We start from the raw sequence: 16,282 nt of genomic DNA, 5'->3' as shown, positions 1-16,282 counted from the left end.
CAGCTCTCTTCCGATTTCTTCTGTTTCCTTCCGATATACTCAGACTCTCTCTGAGAAGTTGTTTATCAATACTCAAAAAATAAAAATACGTCCTTTTTGTTGTTTTTTTTCGGCAGAGTTGCTACTTTTGCGGTTCAGTAAAGAAAGAGAAATGAACAAAAATATTGTCTCGGTAATTGTATTGTATGCTCCCGAAAAAGAGGTTCTTTACAATATTGAAACCATTAGCAAACTATCACATAAGGTAATAGTAGTGGTGAATCAGTGTGAAGAGGAGATCCTTTTTCAAATAAAAAAGAGTACACCCAATGCCATTATTATTAAAAATGAATGCAATATAGGTCTTTCCAAAGCCTTGAACATAGGAATTAAATATGTGCTCCGGTACTATTCTAATGAGATAGCATATCTTGCTTTTTTTGATCAAGATTCTCTCCCGATAGATGATAACTTCTTTGATAGAATGCTGAACGTTTTTCAGAAAGAAGAAAAAGTAGGTAGTGTAGGAGCTACGGTAGTCGACAAAAAAGGAGTCTCCGCAAAAAACTCTTCAAATGTTCATCGAGTAGAAACTATCATTACATCAGGGAGTATTATCCCAGTAAAGGTACTTCAAAATGTAGGTCTAATGGATGAGACTCTCTTTATAGATTATATTGACTATGAATGGTGTTTAAGAGCAATTCACAAAGGCTATCAAATCTACTTGTCTGACAGCAAAATGCGACACAATATGGGCGATGTATTTGTGAAATTTTTATGGATGAAGAAACCTTATCATAGGAACAAAATAAGACAATACTACATTGTACGCAACGGACTGATTATGTTAGGCAGGAATTATATAAGTTGGAAGTGGAAGTGTAAACATCTTTTCAAACTGCTATACAGAATTCCTATGTACTTTTTCTTATCAGATGACAAAAAAACAACTGTTAAAAATATTAAAGACGCTTTTAACGACTATTTCACAAACAAGAAGCTTTATGCAAAGTATCAATACTAAAATATTATTTATCATAGCTCCCTTAATGTATGCATTTTCCATTTTTGTAGATGTATTTACATATCATTTAAAATATAACCTACACGATGCTAAGAACTATCGCTATTTGTTTTCTCTTATTAATGTTTTTCAGTATTCAGCTCGAGGCTTCATTCTTGTATTTGTGCCTATAATGGCATATTACACCGAGAGTATTAAGGATGAAACACTCATTTGGGAGATGATAGGTCTCGCTCATTTACTTGTTATTTTATTTATTTTCCCACTCTATCATAGGGAGTATAGTCTTTTTTTGTCAAAGTTTATTATTACGCGCCTCAATCAGCTTTTGGGGAAAAAAGAGTACAAAAAGGATTTTGTAGTGAATTTAAATCCTATCACTACTGTTGAAAAGCAATGGCACAAATCTGATTTTCTGTTTTTTGCTTTCTCTTTATCGGCTTTCTTGGTCTACGGTTTTAGTATGACCTTTTTGTATTACATTGCTTATTATTATCCTCAACGTGCTTTGACTCTTAGCTCTTACAGTCAAATTCTGAATATGTTTGGAGCAATGTGTATTTTGTTGTTTCTTGATCCGAGAATAATGGTTTCTATAGATAATGGAAAAGGTTTAAAGGAATTGAATATTCTTACCACAAGCCGAATTGTGGCACATTTTATTTTAATTGTAATATTAATGGTTATTGTATGGAATTGATTTTTACACTTGTAGTTTTGGTCTATGCAAGCTATTTCATAGGGTGTCTTCTCCCTAAAAACAAGTATAAGTTCCTTTGTGCAGTTTTTTTTGTAGGATTTGGGTTCCTTTTGAGGAATATGATAGCTTTCCATCTAACGAAAGATTATGATGCCTACATTCATTACTTTAGTGATAGTTTTGTATTTGTATCGTGGGTAGATTACATTAGCAAAGAGCCTTATTTGTATATCTTGTATCGGTTTTTTGGACTATTTTTTTCAAGCAATGAAACTATCTTTGCGGCTATCTATTATTTAAACTTTTTTCTGATAACAACTTTCTTTGTGTGGCTAATGTTTGTAGACGATGTTAGAACTTGGAAGAAGAATATATTCTTCACCTTGTTTTACTTTTTGTTTGCACACGTGTTGCTCCGCAATGGAGCACAATATGTTATTTTTGCGTATTTTATCTACCTAATTTATCGCAATCGGAACACTTACCTCATTTTTTTAACTCCTTTTATTCATCTTACCTCTTCTGCCCCTATCATACTGGTATTTCATAGGTGGAAATATTACAGATGGTTACTTTTAGCTTTTGTATTGTTGCTCATTCCGATGCTTTTCTTAGGAAAGTTTGCTAATATTCCATTACTCCATACTATTACCTACAGAATTGTCACCTACAGTCAAGAATATCATTTTAGCCTCGCCCACTATGTATTTTTTGCTACCATTATTGGTGGTTGCGCAGTAGCTTATTACTTTTTGAGGAAGCGTTTCTGGAACCCAATTATTATCACTACGCTAATCATCTATTTGCTAAGTTTTCTCATTAGCCCCATTGCAGGGTTTCGTTATTCTCCTTATCTTTTAATGTCTCTGCTGTTCATTAAAGTAGAAGAGGGAGAGTATGTAAGGTTAAACACCTTACTAGATTATGGTTCAGTTGTTTTGCTGGGCTACTTTTTCTATTCGCTTATCGATACACATTCCAACGATTTGCTACTACAAAATTTCAGTATATGAACAAAATAAAAGTATTATTAGCAACCTTTAATGGTGAAAAATACATAGAAGAACAAATAAACTCTATAACTTCTCAAAAAGGAGTAGAGGTAGATATTACAGTGAATGACGACGGTAGTACAGATAATACCATTGAGCTGATAAAAAGCATATTTCCTAATATTAATATTCGTATCAACATCCCCCCCACGGGGTCAGCTGCCAATAACTTCTTGAAAATGCTCTCAGAAATAAACTTTGAAGAAAACTTTCAGTACGTAGCCTTTGCTGACCAAGACGATATTTGGTTATCTGAGAAATTACAAGTAGCGATCACTTGCTTAGGTGAACAAAAATCTGACTTATACTGCTCCAATCTTACTAAATGGGATATGGCAACCCAAAGTTTTAGCCTTTTAAAAAAAGATTATCCCCAAAAGAAGTTTGATTACCTTTTTGAAGGAGGAAGTGCAGGATGTACTTACGTATTGACAAAGAAATTCGCAATACAATTAGAACGTTTTGTAAGAAATGTAAGATCAGAAGGCTGGGAAGACTTTTCGCACGATTGGCTTATTTATTTTTTTGCTCGAAGCCGAAACTTTAGGGTTTATATAGACGCTCATTCATATATACACTATCGTCTTCACGGACACAATATTCACGGACATCTGAACCAACTTTCTTGGACTACTATTAAGAACAAAGTCTCTAAAGTACTGCAGGGCTATCATAAAAAACACGTAGAAAACTACATTCAGTATCTCGATAAAAATGTAGAGGCATACACTATCTATGAGCGTTTTTTGAGAAACTACTTTCAACGTATGGGGGTACTGATACAATACAATACCCAACTGATGCGTAGCAAAAAGAAATTTTTCCTTTTTTTCTTGCTAAATATGTGTCGATTTAGGAGATGATTTTGTATCTTTGCCCAAGATTCTTTTTCAAGACAAACATAACCCTTAAAAAAATAATGAGACACTTACTTACCTTGCTTACCCTTTGCATTGCAAGCTCACTACACGCACAACAACCGGTGGATTATATCAATCCGTTGATTGGCACTTCTAATTTTGGCGCTACCCACCCTGGCGCAATTGCTCCCCGTGGTATGCTTAGCATTTCACCTTTCAATGTGGCATTCGATACTACTGGCGTAAAAGCTCCGCTCGAAAAAGATAGTCGCTGGCTTTCAAACCCTTATGTAAATGAAAATAAATTCTTCACCGGACTTACCCACGTGAACCTCAGTGGGGTGGGCTGTCCTGAACTCGGGGTGATTATCGCAATGCCTACCACTGGTAAATTGGAGGTAAATCACCTAAAATATGGCTCTACTTACCAAAAAGAAGTCGCCAAAGCGGGTTATTACAGCAATTTCCTCACTAAATACAATATCAAAACCGAAGCTACTGCCACTACCCGCGCAGGTATCACTCGCTATCACTTCCCAAAAGGAGAAGCTAATTTGCTCATCAATCTCGGACTCGGGCTCACCAACGAAAAGGGCGCAATGCTCAAATTCGTATCGCCTACCGAGGTGGAAGGGATGCGTATGGTAGGGACTTTCTGCTATAACAGTCCGGAGCTAGCATATCCAGTATATTTTGTAGCCAAAGTAAACAAAGTAGCCCCTTCTTATGGTGTATGGCACACCCCTGAAAAACACCAAGGGGTTGAAGCTCAATGGATGTGGTACAACGGCGAAACTCGCCTGAAAGAACAATTTGCCCGCGAGGTAGTAGGCGATAGTATAGGGGCGTATTTCCGCTATAAATTCGACAAAGAAGAGGTGGTTGAGCTAAAAGTGGGCATCTCATACGTGAGCATAGCCAACGCTCGTGAAAACCTTGAAAAAGAGATAGGCAACCGCACTTTCGACGAGGTGTATGCCGCTACCCGCCAAACGTGGAACGATACCCTCCGCGCTACCGTAGAAGGCGGTACCGACGACCAAAAAACGATATTCTACACAGCGCTCTATCACGCGCTTATTCACCCCAACCTACTGAACGATGTGAATGGCGATTACCCTGAGAGCAAGACTAACAAAATAGGCAAAAATCACCAGCGCTATACGGTATTCTCGCTTTGGGATACCTATCGCAATTACCACCAATTGCTCACCCTACTCTACCCCGAACAGCAACTGCAAATGGTGCGTACGATGCTCGACATTTACAAAGAAAGCGGTTGGTTGCCTAAATGGGAGCTTAACTCTACCGAAACCTTTACGATGGTAGGTGACCCTGCCAGCATAGTATTAGCCGATACTTATTTGCGCGGTCTTACCGATTTTGATATACAAACAGCTTACGAGGCGATGCTCAAAGGGGCGAATACCCTTGAAAATAACCCTATACGGCCAGGAGTAAAAGAGTATTGGAAATTGGGTTACCTGAGTGTAGATGGGGGTGTTAGAGGTCCAGTATCTACTACCCAAGAGTACAATGCTGCCGACTTTGCCATTGCACAAATCGCTAAAAAATTAGGCAAAAAAGCCGATTACGAGAAGTTTAACAAACAAGCCTTTTCATATAGAAAACTATTCGATAAGGAAACCCATTTATTGCGTCCGCGTCACGCTGATGGCAAGTGGTATGCACCTTTCAACCCCGAAAGTGGAGCTAACTTTGAAGAAAATGTAGGCTATATAGAGGGCAATGCGTGGCAATACGTATATATGGTAACCCACGATGTAAAAGGAATGATCAAGCTAATGGGCGGTGAAAAACCTTTTGAAAAGCAACTCGACCATATTTTTGACAGCAAGCAGTACGATATGGCAAACGAACCCGATATTGCTTATCCATATCTCTACAACTTCCTTAAAGGCAAAGAGTGGAAAACCCAACAGAAAGTAGACCAACTCATCAATGAGTATTTTCAAAACAAACCTGCGGGACTCCCTGGCAATGAAGACACAGGGGTAATGTCAGCTTGGCTTATCTATGGTATGGCAGGTTTTTATCCTATTACTCCTGCTGAACCTAACTATACTTTTACCTCGCCTAAGTTTACTAAAATCACCCTCAAACGCAATCCGCAGTACTACCCTGCTGGTGATTTGGTAATAGAAAGTAATGCTTCGCCTGAGAATATTTACATTAAGAACATTTACATCGACGACAAACCTTACAAATCCTATTTTATCAGTCACGAGGCGCTAAAAAACGCGAAGAAAATACGGTTTGAGTTAGGTAAGAGATAAGAGGTAAGAGGTAAGAAAAGCGTCACTACACTTTGCCAAAGTTTCAGACTTTGGCAAAGTTGAAAAATAAACAATACTAAAAAACGATGTTTTATGAAGAAAACAACAGATAAGAACATAGAAATTGAAAAAATGGTATTAGGAGCTTTGATTGTAGATAGTCAAGCAATGGCAGAGAATCACAGTTTACTAAACGTTAATCTTTTTACTACTCCTGAACATCAAAACATATATAAAACTATTGAAGAAGTATGGAGAAGAAGTCATACAGTAGACTTGATTTTATTAACTGCAAGATTGACAGAAAAAAAGATAGAAGCCTATACAACATATTGTATTGAATTAACTAAAATAGTATCTTCTTCTGCTAATATTGCATTTCATATACATCTTCTTATACAAAACTATATTAGACGTAATTTTATAGAGAATTTTTCTTCTTTAGTAGAAAAAGCAAAAGAGGAAGCTACAGATGTTTTTGAACTTCTTGACAGTGCTTTTAACTGTATTGACCACCTCTATCCTAATAATCAACAAACAAAGAAAATTTCTGAATTAACCGAAAAGTTTTGGGAATCACATCAAAAAACATTATCAGAAAAGACAATGTTAAGCTCTCTAAATATTGTTAATAAGGTTTTAGGAGGTTGGCAAAAATCGAATCTTTCAATTGTAGCTGGTCGTCCAAATATGGGTAAATCAGCTTTTTTTTCACAAGAAATTATAAATATAGCAGAACAAAACTATTCTGTAGGTGTATTTTCATTAGATATGTCAAATAAGAAGATTGTAATCAATTTCATTTCTAATATCACTCGTATACCTAGTAATTCTATAATCAAGAAAGAACTGGACGAACTCGAATACAGAATATTGTCGAATGGGATAGAAAAATTAGAACAAATGAATGTATACATAGATGACACTCCTTCAATTTCTATTGAGGATCTTATAAAGAAAGCTAAGATAATGAAGTTAGAGTACAATATAGACATATTGTTTATAGATAATCTTCAACTTATTTGCTATAATAAGGCTCCTAACCGTGAGCAAGAAGTATCCTTTATAGTTCGCAGTTTAAAAGATTTAGCAAAGGAACTTGATATTCCAATCATTGTTTTATCACAATTGTCACGCAATGTAGAACAACGTATTGATAAACGTCCTATCCTTTCCGACTTAAAAGACTCAGGGACTATAGAGGAAGTTGCTGATGATGTCCTATTTTTATATCGTCCAGAACACTATGATATAGACAATTGGGGAAAAGAATATTCTTTTGAAAGCACTGAAAATCAAGTAGAAATTATTATAGCTAAAAGTCATCATTATGTGAAGAAATTTTCTGAATGTTGTCATATATATATGGAAAAATTAAGTATCGAAAATTTATCATCTGAATTTGTACCTATTGCAGATCCTGCTATGGCTTTTGGAGTAGCACCTAACAAAACAGAAGATAATAATGAATATGAGGATATTCCTTACTAAAATTGACAAATCGGCTGATTAGTAAATTGACAAATTAATCTTATGTCTCGAAAACTTCACCTCATATTATCCTTAATTGCAGGGGTATTCATATTGCTGGGAGCTCTTACAGGGGGCATCTTGGCGGGTGAATCGGTGTATAACCAAACGTTACCTTACAAAAGTGCAGCGTTTGAAAGCACTACCCTTGCCCAAACAATTGCCGTTTTGAAGGAAAAGAATATAGATGCGCTCAAACTCTCTATAGACCGCAATCACTTTGTGCAAGTAGAGACAGCTGAGGGCGAAAAACTCTTTATCCATCCGCAATCGGGGGAAGTTATCAAAGGGAATTACAAACCCTCGAAGTTTATACAGTTCGTCAAAACGCTACACCGCTCGCTCTATATGGGCAAAACGGGACGGGTGATAATGGGACTTACAGCTTTGTGTTTGTGTGTAGTAGCCTTGTCGGGTATATGGCTCATCGCTCGCAAACAGCAACGCTGGGGCAGGTTCTTCCACAAACTTCCTCAAGAAAAATTCTACAATCATTACCACAGTGCTCTGGGGCGCTGGGCGCTCGTGCCTATCTTTATCATTGCCCTCACGGGGGTGTATATGATGCTCGAAACAGTGGGAGTGTTTCCTAAGTTCAAAGCCGAACACAATTACGATGTTAGCACACTACAAGAAACGCCCGCAAAACCCGCTAAAGACTTCCCCGTTTTCCAAGTGCCTCTCGCCGAAGTGCGCCAAGTGGAATTCCCTGCTTTTGAAGATGTAGAAGAGGTCTATAAAGTAGATTTCATCGATAAAAACATCGTAGTCAATCAGTTTACGGGCGAGGTGATTAGCACCTCCACCTCTCCTTACAAAGGTTTGGCGTATTTGGTGCGCACCCTGCACATCGGCAAAGGGCATTACCTCTGGGCGACCGTGTTGTTGCTCTCGTGTGTAGCGCTGTTGTTCTTCCTCTACTCTGGTTTTGCGATGACCCTCAGAAAACGAAAGAAAGGCATCAACAATCCGTTTGATAAAAGCGAATGTGAATACATCGTGTTAGTAGGTACCGAAGGAGGCACCACCCGCAAATTTGCTATCCTTTTCCACAACGAACTCCTCCGTTTGGGCAAGCGTTCCTACCTGACCGATATGAATGCCTACACTCGTTTTGCTAAAGCAGAGCAACTCATTGTATTTACTTGCACTTATGGCGATGGCGAGGCGCCTATCAATGCGACTCACTTTGCACACTTATGGGCGAAATATCCCCCCGCACAACCTTTGGCGTATAGCGTACTCGGCTTTGGCTCTGACTCTTACCCCGATTTCTGCAAATATGCCAAAGAAGTAGACCAACTATTGTCGGCTACTGCACAAGCAGAATGTGCGCTACCTTTGCATACCGTAAACGATCAAGACTTTGGTCAGTTTAAAGTGTGGGCAACGGCTTGGGCTATGGCGCAAAAGCTCTCTTTGGCTTTGCCTGATGATTTCAGCGTACAACCTCAGCGCAAACCGCTCTCTTTTACGGTAACAGAGAAAACGCCCGTAATGGACGACGATATTTTCCTAATAGCGCTACGCCCGTCCCAAAAAAGTAGTTTTGTCTCCGGAGACCTCTTGGGCATTACCCCTGAAGACGGGCGCGAACGACTCTATTCGGTTGCTAAATACCAAGGAGATGTGTGGTTGAGCGTGAAGCTACATTCACAAGGGGTGGTATCTAACCTGCTGAACAATTTGCAAATAGGCGATACATTGCAAGCTGCTTTGGTAGCCAACAAACATTTCCATTTCCCTAAAAAAGCATCTCAAGTGGTGTGTATTGCCAATGGTTCGGGGATGGCGCCTTTTATGGGAATGATAGCCGAAAATACCCAAAAGAAACCTATCACCCTGATATGGGGTTGTCGCCGTGAAGCCTCTTTGGAAATCTACCGCCCTTATATAGAACAGTTTACTCGCGAAGGAAAAATAGCCAACTATTGGCAAGCCCTCTCGCGCGAAGGGGATAAATTCTACGTGCAAGACATCTTGCGAAGAGAAGCTCCTTTTTTTGCAGAACTCCTGAAAAACAAAGGAATTATAATGATATGCGGGTCGGTTGCGATGGAGAAAGCAGTTACCGAAGTCTTAGAGGTGATTTGTAGAGAACATTTAGAAAAACCGCTGAGCTACTACCAAAATAAAGGGCAAATCAAAACGGATTGTTATTGATTAGATAAGAGATAAGAGGTAAGAATATGACAACACATTTTTTATACATAGAACCTAATACTTCAATAGAGGAAGTACAGTTGCTTTTTGAGGCGCATTTGCTTTCAGCTTTGCCCGTGTGCGAAGGCAATACTTTTATAGGGGTACTCCGCAAAGAAGCAGTAGATGAGGAGGATAAAGAAGCTACAGTAGCCGATTATCAATATGCGTTAGAACGCTTTTTTGTACCGCTAACCGCAACGTGGGATACCGTAATAGAGGCTTTTGCTTCCTATCACACCGATATGCTCCCCGTAATAAATGAGAATCAGCAATTTATAGGTTATTACTACTTGGGAGACTTTATACAACAACTCACCAAAACGCCTTTTATACAAGAAGCGGGTCGGATACTCATCTTAGAGAAAAGTGCTCACAATTATTCTTTTACTGAAATCAGTAGGATAGTGGAAGAAAATGGAAGTAAGGTATTAGGGATTTACCTCTCTAATCGCACGGAAGACAATGTGCATATCACGCTCAAACTCATCACCAACCGACTCTCGGATATACTACAGGACTTCCGCCGTTATGGCTATGGTATCCTTACCGAAAAAGACGACGATCACTACCGCCAAGAACTCAAAGACATCGCTGATTATTTTGAAAAATACTTAGACTTAGGTAACAGATAAGAGGTAAGAATAATCTTTAACTAAATATATACTATGAAACGTTTTTTAATTACTGCTATGCTTTTAAGTATTTCGGCATTTAGCTATAGCCAAATAGCCGTAGGGGTGAAAGTTGCTAATCCGTTTGTAGCAGTTAATGTAATGAAACATCAAATTGCAAATACACCTAAGGGGATTAGAAACGGAGGAGGTATTTTTGGTGAATTTTATATAGGGGCTTTTAATATAGGAGCTTTTATGCGAATACCTCTAAAAACACATTGGGCGCTACAAACCGAAGTGTTGTTCAAGCGTGAAGGGGTTTGGTTTTTTCATCAAGAGGAAACAATAGAAGAACTTCTCTCTGATCGCGGAGTATATAAATTTTGGTATGCTGAGGTCCCTATCCTGTTACAATGGGAAGGAAAGCGCACCGTAAGAGGGGTTGCCCAATTAGGAGTGTCTCCTAAATTCTTAACTTCAGCAAAGTACTCTGCTGTTTTAGAAAAAGGCGACCATAATGTTACGAGCTCTTTTAATAGGGTTGTTCTCAATTTAAATGTTGGGGGAGGTGTTTTATGGAACAGAAGAGATTGGGTTTTTACTGCTGATGGAAGACTCGCTACCAACCTTACACCACTTACTTCTGAAAAGAACACCCCTGATATTGATTTCAGTAAGGCGCAAAGCTATTATTTTGCGTTTTCTTTAGGGGCAGGTTACAAACCTTTTAAAAAGAAAGCATTGCCTTTAGAAAGGGCTACTCCGCAAGAAGAGCTCCCAACAATTACTAATGATAGTATTCCTGCTGAGGTGAATACATCACAAGAACAAGATTTTTAATTTTTAACAACATATATTATGAAACGTTTTTTAATCACCATCGTTTTTTTGAGTGTTGCTACACTCGGTTTTTCTCAGACAGCCATAGGGGTAAAACTTAATAATCCTTTGGCAACGGTAAGCGTTATAACTCCTAAAACAGCCAATGAAAGCTATAATATAGAGTACTTTGGGCATTCAGGAGTTTTTAATACAGGCGTATTCTTCCGCCTTCCGCTCAAGACCCATTGGGTATTCTTACCCGAAGTGATGTACAAACGCGAAGCTATTCCTTTTCGTCCTGAAGGTTCTGATTTAAAACTATCCGACCGTCATTTTATTCGTTTTGACTGCTTGGAAGTACCTCTTTTACTACAAATAGAAGGTAAAAAGAAATTTAGAGGCTTTGGACAAATAGGAGTAGCTCCTAAATTCTTACTTTTAGCTTCTTATTCCGAGAAACAATACAATGAAAAGTATGATATCACCTCAAATTTCAATAGTGTTGTGATGAATTTGCATTTAGGAGGAGGCGTGATGTGGGAATTTCCTAAAATCATACTTACGGTAGACGGCCGTTTTTCTACCAATCTATCGCCTCTCACCAATCAAGAACATACACCTTACCTAAACTTTAAAGACGCTCAAAGTTATTACTTTGCCATTTCGGTAGGTGTAGGGTTTAAACTCGCTAAAAACAGACCTTTACAACAGCAAGAGCCTCCTGTAATTGCTCCACAGCCTGAGAGTACAGTACCTGTAGAAGCACCTACTGAGGAGACAACAGAGGTGAGAGAAGAATAGAAAAGTTCGAGAGGCTACCCGAAAATATTTTAAACTCTTCGGGTAGCCTCTCAATTGCTAACATAAATATTCTTATTTCCTTATTTCAGTTCTCTGATAAGGTACATATATACTGGGAAGTGGTCAGAATATCCCCAAGTGTAATTGCCATTGCTCATACTGCGGAAAGGATATCCCTTATAGCGCCCTTTGGGGTTAGCCAAATACGAGCGATTGAATATCCCCGTTTTCCAATAGCGGTAACTGCTCTTGTCTTCTTTTAGCAAATCATAAGTAAAGTAAAACTGGTCAAAAAGATTCCAGCCGTCCTGATAGGCTAACGTTCCCATTCCTTTTTTCAGCATAGCCTCCATAGGGTTAAATAGCTCTCCTTGTTTTACATCTTCTTTTTTGTCTTTGGTTTTTAACACATTCTTAAAGCCTGAGTTAATAGGGTCATCGTTAAAGTCACCCATTGCTATCACCTTAGCATTAGGGTCTTTGCTGAGGAGTGAATCTATAATTTTCTTGTTCAAAGCCGCCGCTTTTTCACGACTGGGTCTACTTTTAGCTTCTCCTCCAAAACGCGAAGGCCAGTGGTTTACTATAAAATGAATCATTTCACCGTCCAATTCACCACTTACTAACAGTTGGTCGCGAGTGTAAAGAGGCTTTCCGTCATCTTTGGTGAGGTATAAAGGGTGAGGAAATGAAGCAGTGGGTTTAAACACGCTTTTTTTGTAAATAAGAGCTACATCCACCCCACGAGCGTCGGGTGATTCGTAATGTACAATCCCATAATTATATCTCTTCAAATATTCAGTATTGATAAGGTCTCTCACTACCGCTTCGTTTTCTATTTCGGCAAGACCTACTATATCGGGGGCGTGTTTGGTAACATCACTTCCTATTTCCGAAATTACTTTGGCTATCTTGTGTACGTGGTCGTTATACACTTTACTCGTCCAGCGGTCAGCTCCCTCAGGAGTGCGGTCATCATCAAACTTATGAGGGTCATTAATCGTGTCGAAAAGGTTCTCAACGTTGTAAAAAGCAACGGTTCTCACAGCAAACTTCTTTTTTTCTTGTGCGTTTATGTAAGGTGTCATCAAGATGAACGACACCATTAAAAATACTATTCTTTTCATCTATATTAGTTTTAATTTGTTAGTCTTTAGTTATCTCAATGTTTTATTGCCTCTCTTAAAATCTTATCCTTCCTCATTTCCTCATTTGCTAACTTTCTCATTCCCTAATTTCCTCATTCAATTGTCTGTCGTGCTACGACTAATCGCCTGTCGTGCTACGACTAAAAATCCTATCCAAAAGCCCTTTTTTCTTTTCTTTTCCCTCCTGTGTAGCTGTTTGAGTGCTTGGTGCTGGCGCAGGTGCATTTGCAGGATTTACCACATCGTCTACCGATATATCTTCCTCATCTTCCACATTGTGTAGCTTACCTTTGCGCTCATAAATCCGATAATGCACATCTCCTGCTCTTATAGTATCTTTGGCAGTACTGCTCAAAAGGCGGTCAAAGAAACCTTCGCGTACAGTAGGCTCACATTCAGTTACCTCCGTACGTATCTCTTCGCTTACCTTAAAAGTAGCTCGCGTTAGGTCTTTATACTTGCTGTTGCGGTTCAGTTGCGATACAAACAAGGCAGCAATAGGCAATGCCGAGTTAGCTCCTTGTCCCAAACGCGTACTTTTAAAACCTATCTGCTGGTCGTTACCCACCCACGTAATCATCACAAGGTTGGGGAGCATTCCCGCAAACCAACCGTCTTTATTGTCTTGGGTCGTACCTGTTTTACCCGCAAGGTCATTGGTAAGTCCGTATTGTCCACGCATACGTGATGCGGTACCTTCGTTCACGGTCGAGCGCATCATCTGTATCATTATTTGGGCAGTGCGTTCACTCAGTGCAGGAGCTAAAACCTTAGGTTTGCGTTCCCATATTACTTCCCCTTTTTTGTTCTCTATTCGGGTGATAAAATAAGGCTCTACAGGCACCCCTTTGTTCGCAAAAGCCGTATAAGCCTTAGCTACTTCTATCACCGATAGTTCAGCCGAACCCAATGCTATCGAAGGCACATTCGGTAAGGGAGAAGTGATGCCTAACTGTCGTGTTTTCTTTATCACATTCTTTAGTCCCGCATAAAAGAGCGTTTGTACTGCTATGGTGTTCAATGATTCTCGTAATCCCTTGCATACTGAGTAATATATGTTAGGGTCATCGTCAGTCTTAGAAGCGTTGCGTGGCGACCAATATTCGTAATCAGCATAGGTCAAAGGTAAGGGCGAAAAGTGCGTGCACACAGGCATTCCCATCTCTAAGGCAGTAGCGTATACTATCGGTTTAAAAACTGAGCCCACTTGGCGACGGCTTTGTAGGATATGGTCGTACTTAAAGTAGCGGAAGTCTGCCCCACCCACATAAGTTTTAATTGCCCCTGTTTGAGGCTCTACACTCACAAATCCCGTGTTTAATATGCGTATAAAACGCGACAAACTGTCCAATGTACTATGCCTTTTGATACTGTCTTCAGTATAGAAAGATAAATCCATCGGCTTCTTCTCACTCAGCTTCGCCCATATCTTCGCTTCCGAGAGTTTTTGCTCTTCAAGTTCTTTATAAGCAGGCAACTTCTTCACTTCTTCCTTAAACCAGTCACTGTCCAAGTTCCAAGGAGCACGTTTGCCATAGGTCTGTTCAAAATCTTGTTGTAACGATGTCAAATGCTTTTCCACTGCTTTCTCAGCATACTCCTGCATTGTCTTGTCAATGGTCGTATAGATGCGCAATCCATCTTTATAGATATTATAAGCCGAACCGTCTGGCTTCTTCACGTCTTTCAGCAGTTCAGGTAATAGTAAGCGTATTTGCTCTACAAGATAAGGCGCTACACCATCTTTTTCAGCCGTAGTTGCCGTAGTTTTAAGAGTGTCTCTTGTATGAACTTTAAAGTCGTCTTCGGTCAGCAAGTTGTTTTTCTTCATCTGTGCCAACACCACATTCCGACGCTCTTCACTGCGCTTGGGTGAGGTACGCGGATTATAGCTATTCGTCGCTTTAAGCGTACCGATAAGCGTAGCCGCTTCATTAAGCGTAAGGTCTCTCGCCGATTTGTCAAAGAATCGTTGCGCTGCACTTTCTATCCCGTAAGTATTATCGCTGAAAGGCACAGTATTGAGGTAAAGCGTCAAGATTTCCTCTTTGCTGTATACCTTTTCTATGCGTCGAGCTATAATCATCTCTTTGATTTTGTGTATAGGCATCGAAAGTTTCCCGTAGCGCTGGCCACGCCCATAAATATTTTTAGCCAACTGCATTGTAACAGTACTTCCCCCTCCTGATGAGTCGTCTTGCAAAAGCAGTGATTTAAAGAAAACCCTAAACAAACTCTTCGTGTCTACCCCTTTGTGCAAGTAAAAACGCTCGTCTTCAGTAGCGATAAGTGCGTTGATAAGATAAGGCGGAAAGTCCTTGTATTCTATTTTAGTACGGTCGAAGATATAAAATTTCCCTATCAATTGGTTCTCGTAATCGTAAACAAGACTCGCTTCCGATTGGCGCAACTCCTTCAAATCCTCCTCTGAGGGTAACCTGCCAAAAGCCCCAAAGTAAATTAACAAGATGAGCAACAGTATACCTCCTACGCCTATCCCAATCGGTATACCTATCCATTTGAGGTAAAACTGATAAGGTTTAGCCCGCAACCATTGCCAACTGCGGTGGAATATGTTGCCCGTATATACTATCTGTTCCTGTTCCTTTTTCGGAGCGTTTTTTTTATTCTTATATCCTTGGTAAAGTCTAAAAATACCATAAGGAATTATAAGCAAAGCCAAGATAAATACCGCCCAGAGCGCTTTTAAGGCATAACGTAGTAATTTGTATACCATCGAAGCCAAAGCGATACAGCCTTCTAACAACCGTGATAGCAGGGTAGCAAGCGCAAGACCGCCTTGTGTAAGTAGCTTCTTAAACGATATATTTTTCAGATTCATACTTAGTTTTAATGATGTTTAAAGTACAAAAGTACGATATAATTTTCAATTAACAAAGAATCCCACCGTTTTTCTTATTCCACTTTATAGCAATTTAGGCTCTAGTTCCTTAATAAGTTTCTCTCACCGCTTACACCTTTCCTGAGCCTCTCCGAATTTCTTAACCTCTTTTCCATTTGCTAATTTCCAAATTAGCTAATTTGCTAATTCTCTTTTCCGTCACCTAATTCCCCCTCTCCGAGGGGGCTAGGGGGAGGTTTCTTTTGATTTTTCGTCACTACACTCCCACTAAACTTCTTCCACAAATTTGCTAACCTCCAAATTTTCTCATTTCCCAATTTGCTAATTCTCTAATTTCTCTTCCCTTTTTCCGTCACTACACCCCCTCTCCTTGGGAGAAGTCTC

At 39.4% G+C, this 16,282-nt stretch carries 12 protein-coding genes; 10 read left to right on the top strand and 2 right to left on the bottom strand.

Annotated elements, in window-relative coordinates:
* Positions 1-151: 151 nt before the first annotated feature.
* The 10 genes from HMPREF9078_RS03020 (at position 152) to HMPREF9078_RS02975 (ending at position 11,887) form a co-directional block, all read left to right on the top strand.
* Complete coding sequence (locus HMPREF9078_RS03020) at positions 152-1,006, top strand: glycosyltransferase (protein ID WP_009422255.1); 855 nt, start codon at positions 152-154, stop codon at positions 1,004-1,006.
* Positions 987-1,706 carry a hypothetical protein gene (locus HMPREF9078_RS03015; protein WP_009419267.1) on the top strand — a complete coding sequence of 240 codons (720 nt, stop codon included), beginning with the start codon at positions 987-989 and terminating at the stop codon, positions 1,704-1,706. The genes HMPREF9078_RS03020 and HMPREF9078_RS03015 overlap by 20 nt, the downstream gene beginning before the upstream one ends.
* Positions 1,697-2,719, top strand: coding sequence for a hypothetical protein (locus HMPREF9078_RS03010; protein ID WP_009419266.1), 1,023 nt, complete (start codon positions 1,697-1,699; stop codon positions 2,717-2,719). Before HMPREF9078_RS03015 ends, HMPREF9078_RS03010 begins: the two co-directional genes overlap by 10 nt.
* On the top strand, positions 2,716-3,621 hold the full coding sequence (locus HMPREF9078_RS03005; protein ID WP_009419265.1) for a glycosyltransferase: 906 nt from the start codon (positions 2,716-2,718) through the stop codon (positions 3,619-3,621). Before HMPREF9078_RS03010 ends, HMPREF9078_RS03005 begins: the two co-directional genes overlap by 4 nt.
* Positions 3,622-3,677: 56 nt before the next feature.
* Complete coding sequence (locus HMPREF9078_RS03000; protein ID WP_034542664.1) at positions 3,678-5,915, top strand: GH92 family glycosyl hydrolase; 2,238 nt, start codon at positions 3,678-3,680, stop codon at positions 5,913-5,915.
* A gap of 93 nt (positions 5,916-6,008) precedes the next feature.
* Entirely contained in the window at positions 6,009-7,406 is a 1,398-nt protein-coding gene (locus tag HMPREF9078_RS02995) for a DnaB-like helicase C-terminal domain-containing protein (RefSeq protein ID WP_009419263.1), read from the top strand.
* A 42-nt stretch (positions 7,407-7,448) separates the two neighbouring features.
* Complete coding sequence (locus HMPREF9078_RS02990) at positions 7,449-9,608, top strand: PepSY domain-containing protein (RefSeq protein WP_009419262.1); 2,160 nt, start codon at positions 7,449-7,451, stop codon at positions 9,606-9,608.
* A 26-nt stretch (positions 9,609-9,634) separates the two neighbouring features.
* Complete coding sequence (locus tag HMPREF9078_RS02985; RefSeq protein WP_009419261.1) at positions 9,635-10,282, top strand: CBS domain-containing protein; 648 nt, start codon at positions 9,635-9,637, stop codon at positions 10,280-10,282.
* A gap of 33 nt (positions 10,283-10,315) precedes the next feature.
* Positions 10,316-11,104 (top strand): porin family protein, encoded by a 789-nt coding sequence (locus HMPREF9078_RS02980; RefSeq protein ID WP_009419260.1) that lies wholly within the window; start codon positions 10,316-10,318, stop codon positions 11,102-11,104.
* Positions 11,105-11,122: 18 nt separating this feature from the next.
* Complete coding sequence (locus HMPREF9078_RS02975) at positions 11,123-11,887, top strand: porin family protein (protein WP_009419259.1); 765 nt, start codon at positions 11,123-11,125, stop codon at positions 11,885-11,887.
* 80 nt (positions 11,888-11,967) lie between these two features.
* On the opposite strand, the gene HMPREF9078_RS02970 is transcribed toward HMPREF9078_RS02975, so the two are convergent.
* Positions 11,968-13,014, bottom strand: coding sequence for an endonuclease/exonuclease/phosphatase family protein (locus HMPREF9078_RS02970; RefSeq protein WP_009419258.1), 1,047 nt, complete (start codon positions 13,012-13,014; stop codon positions 11,968-11,970).
* A gap of 139 nt (positions 13,015-13,153) precedes the next feature.
* Positions 13,154-15,877, bottom strand: coding sequence for a penicillin-binding protein 1A (locus HMPREF9078_RS02965; protein WP_009419257.1), 2,724 nt, complete (start codon positions 15,875-15,877; stop codon positions 13,154-13,156).
* Positions 15,878-16,282 lie beyond the last annotated feature (405 nt).

The organism is Capnocytophaga sp. oral taxon 380 str. F0488, from assembly GCF_000318255.2.
In the GTDB taxonomy this organism is placed as follows: domain Bacteria; phylum Bacteroidota; class Bacteroidia; order Flavobacteriales; family Flavobacteriaceae; genus Capnocytophaga; species Capnocytophaga ochracea.
The sequence above is the reverse complement of the archived record's forward strand: the minus strand, read 5'-3'. Positions and strand labels throughout refer to the sequence as shown.